The organism is Citrobacter meridianamericanus (assembly GCF_041320245.1).
Classification (GTDB): Bacteria; Pseudomonadota; Gammaproteobacteria; order Enterobacterales; family Enterobacteriaceae; genus Citrobacter; species Citrobacter meridianamericanus.
In genome coordinates this window covers 4,547,241-4,563,562 of sequence record NZ_CP101036.1, presented here as the reverse complement: position 1 = coordinate 4,563,562, position 16,322 = coordinate 4,547,241, and the positions used below count along the sequence as shown (strand labels likewise).

Annotated in this window: 17 protein-coding genes; 13 read left to right on the top strand and 4 right to left on the bottom strand. The window is 53.6% G+C overall.

The window, feature by feature from the left end:
* Positions 1 to 26: 26 nt before the first annotated feature.
* The 8 genes from holD to NMD08_RS22180 all read left to right on the top strand — a co-directional run bounded on the left by holD (position 27) and on the right by NMD08_RS22180 (position 6,426).
* Entirely contained in the window at positions 27 to 440 is a 414-nt protein-coding gene (gene holD / locus NMD08_RS22215; protein ID WP_005123886.1) for a DNA polymerase III subunit psi, read from the top strand.
* Positions 409 to 855 carry a ribosomal protein S18-alanine N-acetyltransferase gene (gene rimI / locus NMD08_RS22210; RefSeq protein WP_151216670.1) on the top strand — a complete coding sequence of 149 codons (447 nt, stop codon included), beginning with the start codon at positions 409 to 411 and terminating at the stop codon, positions 853 to 855. The genes holD and rimI overlap by 32 nt, the downstream gene beginning before the upstream one ends.
* Before the next feature lie 14 nt (positions 856 to 869).
* Positions 870 to 1,550, top strand: coding sequence for a pyrimidine 5'-nucleotidase (gene yjjG / locus NMD08_RS22205; protein ID WP_061067189.1), 681 nt, complete (start codon positions 870 to 872; stop codon positions 1,548 to 1,550).
* 92 nt (positions 1,551 to 1,642) lie between these two features.
* Positions 1,643 to 3,232, top strand: a complete 1,590-nt coding sequence (gene prfC / locus NMD08_RS22200) for a peptide chain release factor 3 (RefSeq protein WP_191234222.1) — start codon at positions 1,643 to 1,645, stop codon at positions 3,230 to 3,232.
* 307 nt (positions 3,233 to 3,539) lie between these two features.
* A complete protein-coding gene (osmY, locus tag NMD08_RS22195; protein WP_151216671.1) occupies positions 3,540 to 4,157 on the top strand; it encodes a molecular chaperone OsmY in 618 nt (205 codons plus the stop codon).
* A 127-nt stretch (positions 4,158 to 4,284) separates the two neighbouring features.
* On the top strand, positions 4,285 to 4,446 hold the full coding sequence (locus NMD08_RS22190; RefSeq protein WP_003019081.1) for a DUF1328 domain-containing protein: 162 nt from the start codon (positions 4,285 to 4,287) through the stop codon (positions 4,444 to 4,446).
* Between the two features lie 133 nt (positions 4,447 to 4,579).
* A complete protein-coding gene (locus NMD08_RS22185) occupies positions 4,580 to 5,653 on the top strand; it encodes a patatin family protein (RefSeq protein ID WP_187259132.1) in 1,074 nt (357 codons plus the stop codon).
* Positions 5,650 to 6,426 (top strand): metal-dependent hydrolase, encoded by a 777-nt coding sequence (locus NMD08_RS22180; RefSeq protein WP_252838433.1) that lies wholly within the window; start codon positions 5,650 to 5,652, stop codon positions 6,424 to 6,426. The genes NMD08_RS22185 and NMD08_RS22180 overlap by 4 nt, the downstream gene beginning before the upstream one ends.
* Before the next feature lie 37 nt (positions 6,427 to 6,463).
* Here the strand turns inward: NMD08_RS22180 and NMD08_RS22175 are convergent, their stop codons facing one another.
* Positions 6,464 to 7,327: a YjjW family glycine radical enzyme activase gene (locus NMD08_RS22175; RefSeq protein WP_151224524.1), complete on the bottom strand. Its 864-nt coding sequence runs from the start codon at positions 7,325 to 7,327 to the stop codon at positions 6,464 to 6,466.
* Positions 7,299 to 8,849, bottom strand: coding sequence for a YjjI family glycine radical enzyme (locus NMD08_RS22170; protein ID WP_187253695.1), 1,551 nt, complete (start codon positions 8,847 to 8,849; stop codon positions 7,299 to 7,301). The genes NMD08_RS22175 and NMD08_RS22170 overlap by 29 nt, the downstream gene beginning before the upstream one ends.
* Before the next feature lie 261 nt (positions 8,850 to 9,110).
* Here NMD08_RS22170 and deoC point away from each other — a divergent pair, with 261 nt between their 5' ends.
* From deoC to deoD, 4 genes are all read left to right on the top strand, one after another.
* On the top strand, positions 9,111 to 9,890 hold the full coding sequence (gene deoC / locus NMD08_RS22165; RefSeq protein WP_137376109.1) for a deoxyribose-phosphate aldolase: 780 nt from the start codon (positions 9,111 to 9,113) through the stop codon (positions 9,888 to 9,890).
* A 107-nt stretch (positions 9,891 to 9,997) separates the two neighbouring features.
* Positions 9,998 to 11,320, top strand: coding sequence for a thymidine phosphorylase (deoA, locus tag NMD08_RS22160; protein ID WP_187253697.1), 1,323 nt, complete (start codon positions 9,998 to 10,000; stop codon positions 11,318 to 11,320).
* Positions 11,321 to 11,371: 51 nt separating this feature from the next.
* Positions 11,372 to 12,595: a phosphopentomutase gene (gene deoB, locus NMD08_RS22155; RefSeq protein ID WP_003019037.1), complete on the top strand. Its 1,224-nt coding sequence runs from the start codon at positions 11,372 to 11,374 to the stop codon at positions 12,593 to 12,595.
* Between the two features lie 153 nt (positions 12,596 to 12,748).
* On the top strand, positions 12,749 to 13,468 hold the full coding sequence (gene deoD / locus NMD08_RS22150) for a purine-nucleoside phosphorylase (protein ID WP_000224864.1): 720 nt from the start codon (positions 12,749 to 12,751) through the stop codon (positions 13,466 to 13,468).
* Between the two features lie 98 nt (positions 13,469 to 13,566).
* Here the strand turns inward: deoD and lplA are convergent, their stop codons facing one another.
* Together lplA and NMD08_RS22140 are read right to left on the bottom strand one after the other, a co-directional pair.
* Positions 13,567 to 14,583, bottom strand: coding sequence for a lipoate--protein ligase LplA (gene lplA, locus NMD08_RS22145; RefSeq protein WP_151216675.1), 1,017 nt, complete (start codon positions 14,581 to 14,583; stop codon positions 13,567 to 13,569).
* A gap of 18 nt (positions 14,584 to 14,601) precedes the next feature.
* A complete protein-coding gene (locus NMD08_RS22140) occupies positions 14,602 to 15,234 on the bottom strand; it encodes a YtjB family periplasmic protein (protein WP_151216676.1) in 633 nt (210 codons plus the stop codon).
* Between the two features lie 115 nt (positions 15,235 to 15,349).
* Here NMD08_RS22140 and serB point away from each other — a divergent pair, with 115 nt between their 5' ends.
* Positions 15,350 to 16,318 carry a phosphoserine phosphatase gene (serB, locus tag NMD08_RS22135; protein WP_003019027.1) on the top strand — a complete coding sequence of 323 codons (969 nt, stop codon included), beginning with the start codon at positions 15,350 to 15,352 and terminating at the stop codon, positions 16,316 to 16,318.
* Positions 16,319 to 16,322: the final 4 nt, after the last annotated feature.

Genomic DNA, 16,322 nt, shown 5'->3' with positions numbered 1-16,322 from the left:
GCCCCTGATTACAGGAGCGTTTCGCTATGACATCCCGACGAGACTGGCAGTTACAGCAACTGGGCATTACGCAGTGGTCGTTGCGTCGTCCTGGCGCACTGCAGGGCGAAATCGCGATTTCCATTCCTGCGCATGTCCGTTTGGTGATGGTTGCTGCACAGTTACCCGCGCTAACCGAACCATTGATGAGCGATATTTTACGCGCATTAACCGTCAGCCCGGATCAGGTTTTACAACTGACGCCTGACCGTGTCGCCATGCTGCCGCAAGGCAGTCGCTGTAATAGCTGGCGGCTGGGAACCGAAGAGCCGCTGCTGCTGGAGGGCGCTCAGGTCGCGAGTCCTGCGTTTAATGAATTACGGGAAAACCCCGCGGCCCGCGCCGCGTTATGGCAACAAATCTGCGCATATGAACACGATTTCTTCCCTCGAACCGACTGATTTACCTACAGCATTTCAGATTGAAAAACGCGCCCACGCTTTTCCGTGGAGTGAAAAAACATTTGCCAGCAACCAGGGCGATCGTTACCTCAATTTTCAGTTGAGGGTTGATGACGTGATGGCGGCCTTTGCGATTACGCAGGTCGTGCTGGATGAAGCTACGCTGTTCAATATTGCCGTCGATCCTGACTTTCAGCGCAGGGGGCTGGGGCGTGAGCTGCTGGAGCATCTGATCGATGAGCTGGAAAAGCGTGGCATTTTGACGCTGTGGCTTGAAGTGCGCGCCTCAAACGCAGCCGCTATCGCGCTGTATGAAAACCTGGGCTTTAACGAGGCGACGATCCGGCGCAATTACTATCCGACGGCCGATGGTCATGAAGACGCCATTATCATGGCATTGCCAATCAGCATGTAAGACAAGGTGTAATGATGAAGAAGTGGGACTGGATTTTCTTTGATGCCGACGAAACGCTGTTTACGTTTGACTCGTTTACCGGCTTACAGCGGATGTTTCTCGACTATAGCATTACCTTTACCGCTGAAGATTTTCAGGACTACCAGGCCGTGAATAAACCGCTGTGGGTGGATTATCAAAACGGCGCGATTACCTCATTACAGCTGCAGCACGCCCGTTTCCAGAGCTGGGCTGAACGCCTGAAGGTTGAACCTGGCCAGCTTAATGACGCATTTATCAATGCGATGGCGGAGATCTGCTCGCCGTTGCCAGGGGCAGTTTCACTGCTTAATGCAATTCGTGATAAAACGAAAATCGGCATTATTACCAACGGCTTCACGGCGTTGCAGCAAATCCGCCTTGAACGGACGGGACTGCGCGATTATTTCGATCTGCTGGTGATTTCTGAGCAGGTTGGCGTGGCGAAACCCGATCCCCGTATTTTTGACCATGCGCTGGAGCAGGCGGGCAATCCTGACCGTTCCCGCGTGCTGATGGTGGGCGACACCGCAGAGTCCGATATCCTTGGCGGCATTAATGCTGGGCTCTCCACCTGCTGGCTCAATACGCATCATCGCGAGCAGCCAGCGGGCATTCAGCCGACCTGGACGGTGACGTCATTAAGCGAACTGGAGCAGCTCCTGTGTAAACACTGATTGCCTCCCCCCCGTTGATGGGTAAAATAGCCGCAATTTTTCGTATTCAACTTGCACGGCCCGTTGCCGTGCTTACCTAAGAAGATTTGACTATGACGTTGTCTCCTTATTTGCAAGAGGTGGCCAAACGCCGCACTTTTGCCATTATTTCTCACCCGGATGCCGGTAAAACGACCATTACTGAAAAGGTTCTGTTATTCGGACAGGCGATTCAGACCGCCGGTACGGTAAAAGGCCGTGGCTCCAGCCAGCATGCGAAGTCTGACTGGATGGAAATGGAAAAGCAGCGTGGGATCTCCATTACCACCTCCGTGATGCAGTTCCCGTATCATGACTGCCTGGTGAACCTACTGGATACCCCGGGGCACGAAGACTTCTCCGAAGATACCTATCGTACCCTGACGGCGGTGGACTGCTGTCTGATGGTTATTGACGCCGCGAAAGGCGTCGAGGATCGTACCCGCAAGCTGATGGAAGTTACCCGTCTGCGCGATACGCCGATCCTGACCTTTATGAACAAACTCGACCGTGACATCCGTGACCCGATGGAGCTGCTGGATGAAGTCGAGAACGAACTGAAAATCGGCTGCGCACCGATCACCTGGCCGATTGGCTGCGGGAAGTTGTTTAAGGGTGTCTATCACCTTTATAAAGACGAAACTTATCTGTATCAGACAGGTAAAGGTCACACCATTCAGGAAGTGCGCATTGTTAAAGGTCTGAACAACCCGGAGCTCGATGCTGCCGTGGGTGAAGACCTGGCGCAGCAGCTGCGCGACGAGCTGGAACTGGTGCAGGGTGCGTCCAACGAGTTCGATCATGAGCTGTTCCTCGCGGGCGAAATCACCCCGGTCTTCTTCGGTACCGCGTTGGGTAACTTCGGCGTCGATCATATGCTGGATGGCTTAGTGGAGTGGGCGCCTGCGCCGATGCCGCGTAAAACCGATACCCGCATCGTTGAAGCCTCTGAAGAGAAGTTCACTGGCTTCGTGTTTAAAATTCAGGCCAACATGGATCCGAAACACCGTGACCGCGTGGCGTTCATGCGCGTGGTGTCCGGCAAGTACGAGAAAGGCATGAAAATGCGCCAGGTGCGCATTGGTAAAGACGTGGTGATCTCCGATGCGCTGACCTTTATGGCCGGTGACCGTTCTCACGTCGAAGAAGCGTATCCGGGCGATATTCTTGGCCTGCACAACCACGGCACAATCCAGATTGGCGATACCTTTACCCAGGGCGAAATGATGAAGTTCACCGGTATTCCGAACTTCGCACCGGAGCTGTTCCGTCGTATTCGCCTCAAGGATCCGTTGAAGCAGAAACAGCTGCTGAAAGGACTGGTTCAGCTTTCAGAAGAAGGCGCCGTGCAGGTATTCCGTCCGATCGCCAATAACGACCTGATCGTGGGAGCTGTCGGTGTGCTGCAGTTCGACGTGGTGGTTTCTCGTCTGAAGAGCGAATACAACGTTGAAGCGATTTATGAATCGGTCAACGTGGCGACTGCGCGTTGGGTAGAGTGTTCTGACGTGAAGAAATTTGAAGAATTTAAGCGTAAAAACGAAATTCAGCTGGCGCTGGATGGCGGCGATAATCTTACTTATATTGCACCAACCATGGTTAACCTGAATCTCACCCAGGAACGTTACCCTGACGTTCAGTTCCGCAAAACGCGCGAACACTAATCGACCTTTCCGGGCACGGTATTCGTCGTGCCCGGCAACTTTTCCTGTCTTTTAAATCCCTTACGGAATGTTCTTAAATCCTCTCATTTTTTCTTTGTTTGTCTGTTTTTTAGCCAATTCGGGCTGCGATCACGAAATCGTGAACTATATTTAACAATGTGATGACATGAATGTCGGTTTTTAATGCTTCTTAAGCTGCCTGTTGCAGCCTCTATAACTGACATTCATCTCACTTACAAAATTTGTCTCTGGTTCAGGCCGTTTAATGCCAGAGCATCGCTTAAGAAAAACATACAGGAATACATCGATGACAATGACAGGACTTAAGATTTCTAAAACGCTGCTGGCCGTGATGCTGACCTCCGCTGTTGCAACGGGTTCTGCTTATGCAGAAAACGCCACGACGGATAAAGCGCAATCCGGCGTCGAAAGTGCGGGGCAGAAAGTCGATAGCTCTATGAACAAAGTCGGTAATTTCATGGATGACAGCACCATCACCGCGAAAGTGAAAGCCGCGCTGGTGGACCACGATAGCATTAAGAGCACCGATATTTCCGTCAAAACAGATCAAAAAGTAGTGACGTTAAGCGGGTTTGTTGAAAGCCAGGCACAGGCCGAAGAGGCGGTGAAAGTGGCGAAAGGCGTTGAGGGTGTGACCTCCGTTAGCGACAAACTGCACGTGCGTGATAGCAAAGACTCTTCCGTAAAAGGCTATGCAGGCGATACGGCAATCACCAGTGAGGTAAAAGCCAAGCTGCTGGCCGATGATATTGTCCCATCCCGCAAAGTGAAAGTTGAAACCACCGATGGTGTGGTACAGCTTTCAGGAACCGTTGAATCGCAGGCTCAAAGCGATCGCGCTGAGAGCATCGCCAAAGCGATTGATGGCGTGAAAAGCGTTAAAAACGATCTCAAAACTCACTAATTAGACTTAATTCGTCCTCCTGGCGTTTGTCGGGAGGCGTATTGTGCACCACACTGAAAATATCGCCGATGGGCAGCCTGAGTGCTCATATCAAGCGGTGACATTAACTATGGTAAAGGAGAAGCATATGTTTCGATGGGGCATCATATTTCTGGTTATCGCGTTAATTGCCGCTGCACTGGGTTTTGGTGGACTGGCGGGGACCGCTGCAGGCGCAGCGAAAATTGTATTTGTAGTGGGGATCATTCTGTTTTTGGTCAGCCTGTTTACCGGTCGTAAACGACCCTAGCATGTAACTGCAAAGAAAAACCGTAAAGATAACTTGCTACTCAGCCAGTCCACCGGACTGGCTTTTACGGTTTTAGCGTCAGGCAATTTGCGTTACTTTGTTGTTCTATTACAAAAACAACAGGAAGGCAGAGGTGGGGCAGAGAATACCCGTCACGCTCGGCAATATTGCGCCGTTATCGTTACGTCCGTTTCAACCAGGCAGTATGGCGCTGGTGTGTGAGGGCGGCGGACAAAGAGGCATCTTCACCGCTGGCGTGCTGGATGAGTTCATGCGCGCCCAGTTTAATCCTTTTGATCTCTTCTACGGAACGTCTGCGGGCGCGCAAAACCTATCAGCCTATCTCTGTAACCAGCCTGGTTACGGGCGAAAAGTCATCATGCGTTACACCACCCGACGTGAGTTTTTTGACCCGGTACGCTTTGTGCGAGGGGGAAACTTAATCGACCTCGACTGGCTGGTAGATTCGACCTCGTCCCAAATGCCGCTGGCAATGGATAACGCCGAGCGCCTGTTTGCCGCAGGAAAATCGTTTTATATGTGCGCCTGTCGGGGTGATGACTACACACCGGGCTATTTTTCACCGAACCGGCAAAACTGGCTCGATCTTATTCGTGCCTCCAGTGCGATTCCCGGGTTCTACCGCACAGGGGTTGCGCTGGATGGGGTTAATTACCTGGATGGGGGCGTCAGCGACGCCATTCCCGTGCAGGAAGCGGCGAAGCAGGGGGCAAAAACGCTGGTGGTTATTCGTACCGTGCCTTCGCAAATGTACTACACCCCGCAGTGGTTCAAGCGTATGGAACGTTGGCTGGGCGAAAGCAGCCTACAACCGCTGTTGAATCTGGTGCAGCACCATGAAGCCACCTATCACGCGATTCAGAGCTTTATTGAGAAACCGCCGGGCAAGCTGCGTATCTTTGAGATCTACCCGCCCAAACCGCTCCATAGTATGGCACTGGGAAGTCGTATTCCGGCGCTGCGAGAAGACTATAAAACCGGACGCCTCTGCGGTCGTTACTTCCTGGCTACCGTCGGCAAACTGCTGGGGAAAAACGTGCCGCTGCCTCGTCAGACGCCGAAGATTTTGGTGCCGGGACCGGTGGTGGTTCCTCCCGCGCCGGTGGCCAACGACGCCCACGCCCCTGTGGTGACCAATGCGCCTCAGGCTAATGACACCACGTTTGATAATGAGGATTTGGCGTGAGTTTTCGCTTTATCGATACGCATTGTCACTTTGATTTTCCGCCGTTTACTGGCGACGAGTCCGCCAGCCTGCAGCGCGCCAGTGAAGCCGGTGTGGACAGTATTATTGTCCCGGCCACCCAGGCGGCGAATTTTTCCCGCGTGCTGGCGTTGGCGGATAATCACCCCTCGCTGTTTGCCGCGCTGGGCCTGCATCCCATTGTGATTGAACACCACAGCGACGACTGTCTGGACCAACTGCAGCAGGCGCTGGATAAGCGTCCGCAAAAGCTGGTGGCAGTAGGTGAGATTGGATTGGATCTGTATCGGGACGATCCGCAATTTGACAAGCAAGAGTGGATTCTGGAGGCGCAGCTTAAGCTGGCGAAGCGTTACGAACTGCCAGTGATCCTGCATTCACGGCGCACGCATGACAAGCTGGCGATGCACCTGAAATACCATGCTTTACCGCGAACCGGCGTGGTGCATGGATTTTCCGGGAGTTTTCAGCAGGCTGAACGCTTTGTACAACTGGGCTACAAAATTGGCGTGGGTGGCACCATTACCTATCCACGCGCCAGCAAAACCCGCGAGGTAATGGCGCGATTGCCGCTGGAGTCACTGCTGCTGGAAACCGACGCGCCAGATATGCCGCTCAGCGGGTTTCAGGGACAGCCCAATCGACCGGAGCAGGTAGTCAGAGTGTTTGACGTCTTATGCGAGCTGCGCCCGGAACCTGCGGACGTGATTGCTGACGCGCTGTATCGCAATACGACGACGTTGTTTGATTTTTGATTTCCGGATGTGACGCTTTTGCATCGCATCCGGCATTTCACAGATACAAAGCCGGGAAAATCAAATTTTCCACCCCGCGCTCGCGCAATTTTTGCGCGAGGATCTCCACATCCTCCGGCGTGGCGCTCGGCCAGTCTTTTGCTTCGCCGTATACCCCGTGCGCATGAAAGGCATTCAGTCGCACCGGTACGTCACCTGAACGTATGATAAACGCCGCCAGCGCATCGATATGCTGGAGATAATCCACCTGACCAGGAATAATCAGCAGGCGCAGTTCCGCAAGTTTTCCTTGCCCGGACAGAAAGGTAATGCTTTGTTTAATCAGCGTGTTATCGCGACCAGTCAACTGACGATGACATGCGCTATCCCAGGCTTTTAAATCGAGCATCACGCCGTCGCACACCGGTAGCAATCTTTGCCAGCCGGTTTCGCTCAGCATGCCGTTGCTGTCTACCATGCAGGTCAGGTGTTGCAACTGCGGATCGGTTTTGATCGCGCTAAACAGCGCCACAATAAACGGTAGCTGGGTCGTCGCTTCGCCGCCGCTGACCGTAATTCCCTCAATAAACAGTGCTGCCTTGCGAATAGACTGCAGCACCTCATCAATGCTCATGGTCTGCGCCATCGGCGTAGCCTGCTGTGGGCACATGTGCAGGCAGGTGTCACACTGCTGGCATACGTCGGACTGCCACCACACTTTTCCTGCACTCAGGCTGAGTGCCTCATGCGGGCAATGCAGGACACACTCCCCGCAGTCATTGCAGCGTCCCATCGTCCACGGATTGTGGCAATTTTTACAGCGCAGATTGCACCCCTGCAGAAACAGAGCCAGGCGACTGCCCGGCCCGTCGACGCAGGAGAAAGGGATAATCTTACTTACCGAAGCGCATCTGCTGTTCATGGCTAATCACGCGAGGTTGTCGTTCCAGAATGCGCGTATTGCGCGCGGCTTCTTCGCCCAGCCAGGTTGTGTTGGTGCGAGAACCTGCGGCGCGATATTTTTCCAGATCCGACAGGCGCACCATATAACCGGTGACGCGAACCAGATCGTTACCGCTCACGTTAGCGGTAAATTCACGCATCCCGGCTTTAAACGCGCCGAGGCATAATTGCACTAACGCCTGGGGATTACGCTTGATGGTTTCATCCAGCGTGAGAATGTCGCTGATACCGGCGTGATAATACGCGTGATGCGGCGCAACGGTCTGCAGGTGAGTGATCGGGTCCGGTTCATCGCCGTAGGGCAGACGTGCGCCCGGCGTGGTGCCGATGTCAGAACTGATCCCCGACTGTGCATGCAGCATCGCGCGCTGATTCCAGCCATATTTCACTGGCGTGCTTTCTACAAATTCCGCCAGTTGGGCGCTAATGCGATAGCCAAGCTGATTGGCAAACTCATCTTTCCCGTAACGCGCGCATTGCCCTGCTTTTTCACACAGCAGATTTACCGCCTCCGCCAGGCCATACATACCGAACATAGGCACAAAACGTTTGGGATCAATCAACCCTTCCTGCACCAGGAAGCTATTCTCAAAGAAATGTGATTTTTCATAGAGGAATTCACATCGTGCATCAATGATGGCGATTTGCTGCTGGCAGTAGTGCGGTAGGGTGCACGTAAAGAAGTCATCGACAGAGGTGCTGCGCTCTGCGATGGCTTTCAGATTGAGCCTGACCAGCGTACTTCCGCCGCCAGCCAGCGGCAGTGAGTTGTAACAACTGACGACGCCGTAGTGGCCTTTTGTGAAAATTTTATCATTTTCAGGGCCGTTGGAAATGTGTGGTTTACTGCATTCACAGATATTTTTCGCCACGTTAAGCAGCAGATCGTCAGGGGTGATTTGCGGATCATAAATAAAAGTAAGATTAGGTGAAACCTGCTTTAACTCTGCATCTGCGCGTAAAATTGCGCGTGTAATCGGCGTGTCGACTGGACCAATGTTGGCATGCATAAAGGCATCTGGCAGGGTGCGGTCGAGATAACGCCAAAAACGTTTTATTCGAATATCGATCTCATCTTGTGTTAGAATTCTAACATATGGTTGCAGTAGAGCATCGAGCTGACCGAGATAGACCGGCATCGACGTTACTGACGGAACGTGATGGTACAGGATGGTGAGTAAGGATAACGCGTCATCAAGATCCTTTGCTCCTTCCAGCTCCAGCCATGATGAACCGTTGGCCAGAAAACGCGCGTAGTCGGGTAAAACATAACGCGGTTTGAACGGGGCATGGCCTTCGTACATATCGCAGATCACCCCGTCATCCAGCGCCTGGCGTGCTTCAGCAGGCAGTTGCGGGTAAGGCAGTGCGTTTTCAGCCTCCAGCGCCAGAAAGTGGCGTTTCTGCTCAGGGCTGAGCACCGGACTGGTCACGATTTGTTGGCAACGCTGTTGCAGCGCGAGTTCGCTTGAAGTGGGCATCGTTGATTCCTTTTTATCCCGAAGGTGTAACGCCATTGTAGAAAGCAACGTCGCTACAACCTTTGATCCGGATGCGCTTGATGCCACCGCATTCCCTCTGGAAAGGTGATTTATTTGAAGTGGATCTCATTAGAGTAATGCAAATCTGTATGTGGTTTTCATTAACTGTGATGTATATCGAAGTGTAATCGCGAGCGGATGTTAGAATACTAACAAACTCGCAAGGTGAAATTTTATACGGCGACGCCGTTGGAGAATGTTATGACCGATTTAACAGCAAGCAGCCTGCGCGCACTGAAACTGATGGACCTGACCACCCTGAATGACGACGACACCAATGAAAAAGTGATCGCGCTGTGTCATCAGGCGAAGACCCCGGTTGGCAACACTGCCGCAATCTGCATCTATCCGCGTTTCATCCCTATTGCGCGTAAGACTCTGAAAGAGCAGGGTACGCCGGACATCCGTATTGCCACCGTCACCAACTTCCCGCACGGCAACGACGACATCGAGATTGCGCTGGCTGAAACCCGCGCGGCGATTGCCTACGGCGCGGATGAAGTTGACGTGGTGTTCCCGTACCGTGCGCTGATCGCCGGTAATGAGCAAGTTGGTTTCGATCTGGTTAAAGCGTGTAAAGACGCGTGTGCGGCGGCAAATGTGCTGCTGAAAGTGATCATCGAAACCGGTGAGCTGAAAGAAGAAGCCCTTATCCGTAAAGCGTCTGAAATCTCCATCAAAGCCGGTGCTGATTTCATCAAAACGTCTACCGGTAAAGTACCGGTCAATGCGACGCCGGAAAGCGCACGCATCATGATGGAAGTGATCCGTGATATGGGCGTTTCTAAAACCGTTGGTTTCAAACCCGCTGGCGGCGTGCGTACGGCAGAAGATGCACAGCAGTTCCTGGCGATTGCTGACGAACTGTTTGGCGCTGACTGGGCAGATTCCCGCCATTACCGCTTTGGCGCATCCAGCCTGCTGGCGAGCCTGCTCAAAGCGCTGGGTCACGGCGACGGTAAGAGCGCAAGCAGCTACTAAGTTTGAATTGCCCATCGTAGGCCGGATAAGGCGTAAGCCGCCATCCGGCATCAATACGACTAGCCGGGGAGCGCACTGCTTACCCGGCCCATAATCGGGAGGTTACCGTGTTTCTCGCACAAGAAATTATTCGTAAAAAACGTGATGGTCATGCGCTGAGCGATGAAGAGATTCGTTTCTTTATCAATGGGATCCGTGACAACACCATCTCTGAGGGGCAAATCGCCGCCCTGGCGATGACCATTTTCTTCCACGATATGACAATGCCTGAGCGTGTTTCGCTGACTATGGCAATGCGTGATTCAGGAACCGTGCTGGACTGGAAAAGCCTGCAACTGAACGGCCCGATTGTGGATAAACACTCTACCGGCGGCGTGGGTGACGTAACGTCACTGATGTTAGGCCCAATGGTCGCCGCATGCGGCGGTTATATTCCGATGATCTCCGGGCGTGGCCTGGGACATACCGGCGGCACGCTCGATAAACTGGAAGCCATTCCAGGATTTGACATTTTTCCGGACGACGCCCGTTTCCGTGAAATTATTAAAGACGTGGGTGTGGCGATTATTGGGCAAACCAGCTCGCTCGCACCGGCGGATAAACGTTTTTATGCTACTCGCGATATTACTGCGACGGTGGATTCCATCCCGCTGATTACTGGCTCCATCCTGGCGAAAAAGCTGGCGGAAGGGCTGGATGCGCTGGTGATGGATGTGAAAGTAGGCAGCGGCGCCTTTATGCCGACCTACGAGCTCTCTGAAGCCCTTGCCGAAGCGATTGTCGGCGTGGCGAATGGCGCGGGTGTACGTACCACCGCGCTGTTAACCGATATGAATCAGGTGCTGGCTTCCAGCGCGGGTAATGCGGTAGAAGTTCGCGAAGCGGTGCAGTTCCTGACAGGTGAATACCGCAATCCACGTCTGTTAGACGTCACCATGGCGCTGTGCGTGGAAATGCTGATCTCCGGCAAGCTGGCGAAAGACGATGCCGAAGCTCGCGCGAAATTACAGGCGGTGCTGGATAACGGTAAAGCGGCAGAGATTTTTGGTCGCATGGTTGCAGCGCAGAAAGGCCCGACCGATTTCGTCGAGAATTATTCGAAGTACCTGCCAACGGCAATGCTCAGCAAAGCGGTATATGCTGATACCGAAGGTTTTGTCAGCGCGATGGATACCCGTGCGCTGGGTATGGCGGTCGTTTCCATGGGCGGCGGTCGCCGTCAGGCCTCGGACACCATTGATTACAGCGTTGGCTTCAGCGACATGGCGCGTCTGGGCGACAGCGTAGACGGACAGCGCCCGCTGGCGGTGATCCACGCCAAAGATGAAGCCAGCTGGCAGGAAGCGGCGAAAGCGGTCAAAGCGGCAATTAGCCTTGACGATAAAGCGCCAGAAATTACGCCGACAGTCTATCGTCGTATTACCGAATAACTGTATACTGATCTGATCGCTTTTTTGCGGCGCAGATGTATGGAGAACAAGATGAAACGTGCATTTATTATGGTGCTGGACTCCTTTGGTATTGGTGCGACTGAAGATGCGGATCGCTTTGGCGACGTAGGCTCAGACACTATGGGACACATTGCAGAAGCCTGTGCGAAAGGTGAAGCTGACAATGGTCGCAAAGGTCCACTGAATCTGCCTAACCTGACCCGTCTGGGCCTGGTGAAAGCTCACGAAGGCTCTACAGGTAAAATTGCTGCCGGCATGGACGGTAATGCGGAAGTGATTGGTGCTTACGCCTGGGCGCATGAACTCTCTTCCGGAAAAGACACGCCGTCCGGCCACTGGGAAATCGCCGGTGTACCGGTTCTGTTTGACTGGGGTTACTTCTCCGATCATGAAAACAGCTTCCCGCAGGAACTGCTGGATAAGCTGGTAAAACGTGCCAACCTGCCGGGCTACCTCGGTAACTGCCACTCTTCCGGTACCGTGATTCTGGATCAGCTGGGTGAAGAGCATATGAAAACCGGCAAGCCGATTTTCTATACCTCCGCTGACTCAGTGTTCCAGATTGCCTGTCACGAAGAGACTTTTGGCCTGGATAAACTCTACGAACTGTGCGAAATCGCCCGTGAAGAGCTGACCGAAGGTGGTTACAACATCGGTCGTGTTATTGCGCGTCCGTTTATTGGTGATAAAGCCGGTAATTTCCAGCGTACCGGTAACCGTCACGACCTGGCCGTTGAGCCGCCAGCACCGACCGTGCTGCAGAAACTGGTCGACGAGAAAGACGGCCACGTGGTTTCCGTTGGTAAAATCGCGGATATCTATGCGAACTGCGGCATCACCAAAAAAGTGAAAGCTACCGGTCTGGACGCGCTGTTCGACGCCACCATCAAAGAGATGAAAGAAGCGGGTGATAAGACCATCGTCTTTACTAACTTCGTTGATTTCGATTCTTCCTGGGGCCACCGTCGCGATATCGCCGGTTATGCCGCAGGTCTGGAACTGTTCGACCGCCGTCTGCCTGAGCTGATGGAGCTGGTGGGTGAAGATGACATTCTGATCCTGACTGCTGACCATGGCTGCGACCCGAGCTGGACCGGAACAGACCACACCCGTGAACACATTCCGGTACTGGTTTACGGCCCGAAAGTGAAACCCGGTTCTTTAGGTCACCGTGAAACCTTCGCGGATATCGGCCAGACGCTGGCGAGCTACTTTGGTACGTCGCCGATGGACTACGGTAAAAACATGCTGTGATACCCGTTGTCTTTCGCGCTGTAGATGCGTTGACTTTGTTCGCTCACCCCGGTCACATAGTTAATCTATGCTTCCGGGGATTCACGAATTCGTCGCCTTCCTACAACGCGAAATCCTTTGGGTATTCTTCTCAATTTTAATAAGGATAAATTGATGGCAACTCCACATATTAATGCAGAAATGGGTGATTTCGCTGACGTCGTATTGATGCCGGGCGACCCGCTGCGTGCGAAGCATATTGCTGAAACTTTCCTCGAAGATGTCCGTGAAGTGAACAACGTTCGCGGCATGTTAGGTTTCACTGGTACCTACAAAGGCCGTAAGATCTCCGTAATGGGCCACGGTATGGGTATCCCATCCTGCTCCATCTACACCAAAGAGCTGATCACCGATTTCGGCGTGAAGAAAATCATTCGCGTAGGCTCCTGTGGCGCCGTGCGTATGGACGTCAAACTGCGTGACGTGGTTATCGGTATGGGTGCCTGCACCGATTCCAAAGTTAACCGTATCCGCTTTAAAGATCATGATTTCGCTGCTATCGCTGACTTCGACATGGTGCGTAACGCTGTTGATGCAGCAAAAGCGCTGGGCGTAGACGCGCGCGTGGGTAACCTGTTCTCCGCTGACCTGTTCTACTCTCCGGACGGCGAAATGTTCGACGTCATGGAAAAATACGGCGTGCTGGGCGTGGAAATGGAAGCGGCGGGCATTTATGGCGTTGCGGCTGAATTTGGTGCGAAAGCGCTGACTATCTGCACCGTGTCCGACCATATCCGTACTCACGAGCAGACCACTGCCGCTGAACGTCAGACGACCTTCAATGACATGATCAAAATCGCGCTGGAATCCGTTCTGCTGGGCGATAAAGAGTAATGTTGTTTGTGCCCGGTGGCGCTGCGCTGACCGGGCTTAACATTGTTCTCGCAGGCCGGATAAGGCGTCGCCGCCATCCGGCATTTTCAGGCCTGCGCTTAACGCACCGCGCCGGCAATCCATGCCGACAGCTCGCGTAACTCTTTTTCTTGCTCCGGGAAATCAACCAGCAGCGCCTCGCACTCCTGTTGCAGCATATCCGCACGGTACAAGCATCCTTGCAGACGACCCGCCAGCGCTTCTAACGGCGCGGGATTGAGACTGTCGGTAAACACCTGCGTACGCGTGATATGCCCTTTTTCAACGTCGAAATGCAGTTCAACGCCGCCCCAGGTGAAACGCTCGTCCAACAGGTGCGAGAAGGCTGGCGCCTGACCAAAGTTCCACTCCCAACTGCTCTGGCGGGCAAAGGTTTCGGCAAAGTTCGGCAGATCCGGCGCTTTGTCCGGGGAGATAATCTCGGCTTCTACGCGTTCGCCGTAGTGGGCGAAAAAGGCCTCCGTGATGGCCTGACAAACCTGTTGATGAGTGATGCCCGGTAATAGCTCGGTCAAATTTGCCACGCGCGAGCGAACTGAAGTGATGCCTTTGGCGGCAAGTTTCTTTTTATCGGGATTGAGATAGTTTGCCAGGCGACTGAGATCGGCATTCAGCAATAGCGTGCCGTGGTGGAATCCACGGTCTTTCGTTTCACGATAAGCAGAACCAGAGACTTTACGATCGCCGTCCGGCGTTTTCACCACCAGATCGTTACGCCCGGAGGCTTCAGCTTCTACGCCCAGCATATTCAGCGCATTGAGGACTATCGCGGTGGAGATAGTTTTGTCGTATTCCGGTTTTCCGGCCATAAAGGTAAAGCAGGTATTACCTAAGTCATGGAACACCGCGCCGCCGCCGCTGCTGCGACGGGCGAGTCGCACGTTATCTTCCTCCATCCGGCGGGTGTTGCACTCTTTCCACGGGTTTTGCGCCCGGCCAATCACCACCGTATCGGCGTTCCGCCATAAGAACAGGACGCGCTGCGTGGCGGGCATCTGGCGAAAAATGCACTCTTCAACCGCCAGGTTAAACCATGGATCGTAAGAATCGGAGATAAGCAGGCGTAGTGTGGACATAGCGATTTCCTTTTCTGATTAATCTTTATCTTCGTCCTGCACCGGTTTGTTAGCGGTCAGCAGGAAAGGGGATTGCTGCCAGCGAGTACGCTTGCCTTGCAATAAAGTACGGGTGAGCACCACGCCAATTGCCAGTGACAGAAGCAGCATCAGGCGCAAGATGTTGGTGGTGTTATCTACCTGCTTGGCTTCAGTGGCAAGCGTATGGGTATCCAGCGTCAGGCGCAGATAGCCCAGTGGTCCATTTTTTCCCTGAATGGGTTCGACAATTTGCTGGTTAAAATAGCCCCCGGCTTTTTTACCGTCGAGCGCCAGTCGGTCACGAACGTTGACACTCTCACCGGTGCGCGTGATCAGGTCTCCCTGCTCATCGTACACGCCCGCATCCAGAATACGGCTACTCTCCGTCAACTGGGTGAGCACCGTTTTAATGCGCTTTTCATCCGGCGTTTCGGTACGCATCAGCGGGGCGACGTTTAACGCGACCTGGCGAGCCAGCGTGCGGGCCAGCTCTTCAAGCTGCGGATTACGCTGCTGCTGGTGGCTTTGACTGAACCAGGATGCGCCTTGCATCAGCGCGACGAGCAGCGCAAGGCAGGACAATACAATCACTGCACGATGAAGTCGGAATTTCAGTTTTGTGCGAGCCATATTCCACCTGCTGAAAATTTGAGACTTAATGTTGCCAGAAGCGCTGGTTACAGGGTAGCCTCATGCGTTATTTTCCCCTGATGATTCCGACCCGAACGATTTTACAGGAGCTTTAATGCCTAACATTACCTGGTGCGATCTACCTGAAGATGTCTCTCTGTGGCCAGGTCTGCCTCTCTCTTTAAGCGGTGATGAAGTCATGCCGCTGGATTACCACGCAGGCCGCAGTGGCTGGCTGCTGTACGGTCGTGGGCTGGATAAACAGCGTTTAACGCAATACCAGAGCAAACTGGGCGCGGCGATGGTGATCGTAGCGGCGTGGTGCGTTGAGGATTATCAGGTGATTCGTCTGGCAGGCTCGTTAACGCCGCGTGCGGCAAAACTGGCGCATGATGCCAAACTGGATGTTGCCCCGCTGGGCAAAATTCCGCATTTGCGCACGCCGGGTTTGCTGGTGATGGACATGGATTCAACGGCTATCCAGATCGAATGCATTGATGAAATTGCCAAACTGGCCGGGACCGGTGAAATGGTTGCCGAAGTCACCGAACGCGCGATGCGCGGCGAGCTTGATTTCACCGCCAGCCTGCGCAGCCGCGTGGCGACGCTGAAGGGGGCTGATGCCAACATTTTGCACCAGGTGCGAGAAACATTGCCGCTGATGCCTGGCCTGACTCAGCTGGTGTTAAAACTGGAAACGCTTGGCTGGAAAGTGGCTATTGCTTCCGGCGGGTTTACTTTCTTTGCCGATTATCTGCGTAACAAGCTGCGCCTGACGGCAGCTGTGGCGAATGAGCTGGAGATCATGGACGGTAAATTCACTGGCAACGTGATCGGCGATATCGTCGATGCGCAGTATAAAGCCAGTACGCTGACCCGCCTGGCGCAAGAATATGAGATCCCGATGGCGCAGACGGTGGCGATCGGCGACGGTGCCAACGATCTGCCGATGATCAAAACGGCCGGGCTGGGCATTGCGTATCATGCGAAACCCAAAGTGAATGAAAAGACGGAGATTACTATCCGTCACGCTGACCTGATGGGCGTGTTCTGCATTCTCTCTGGCAGCATGAATCAGAAATAATGAG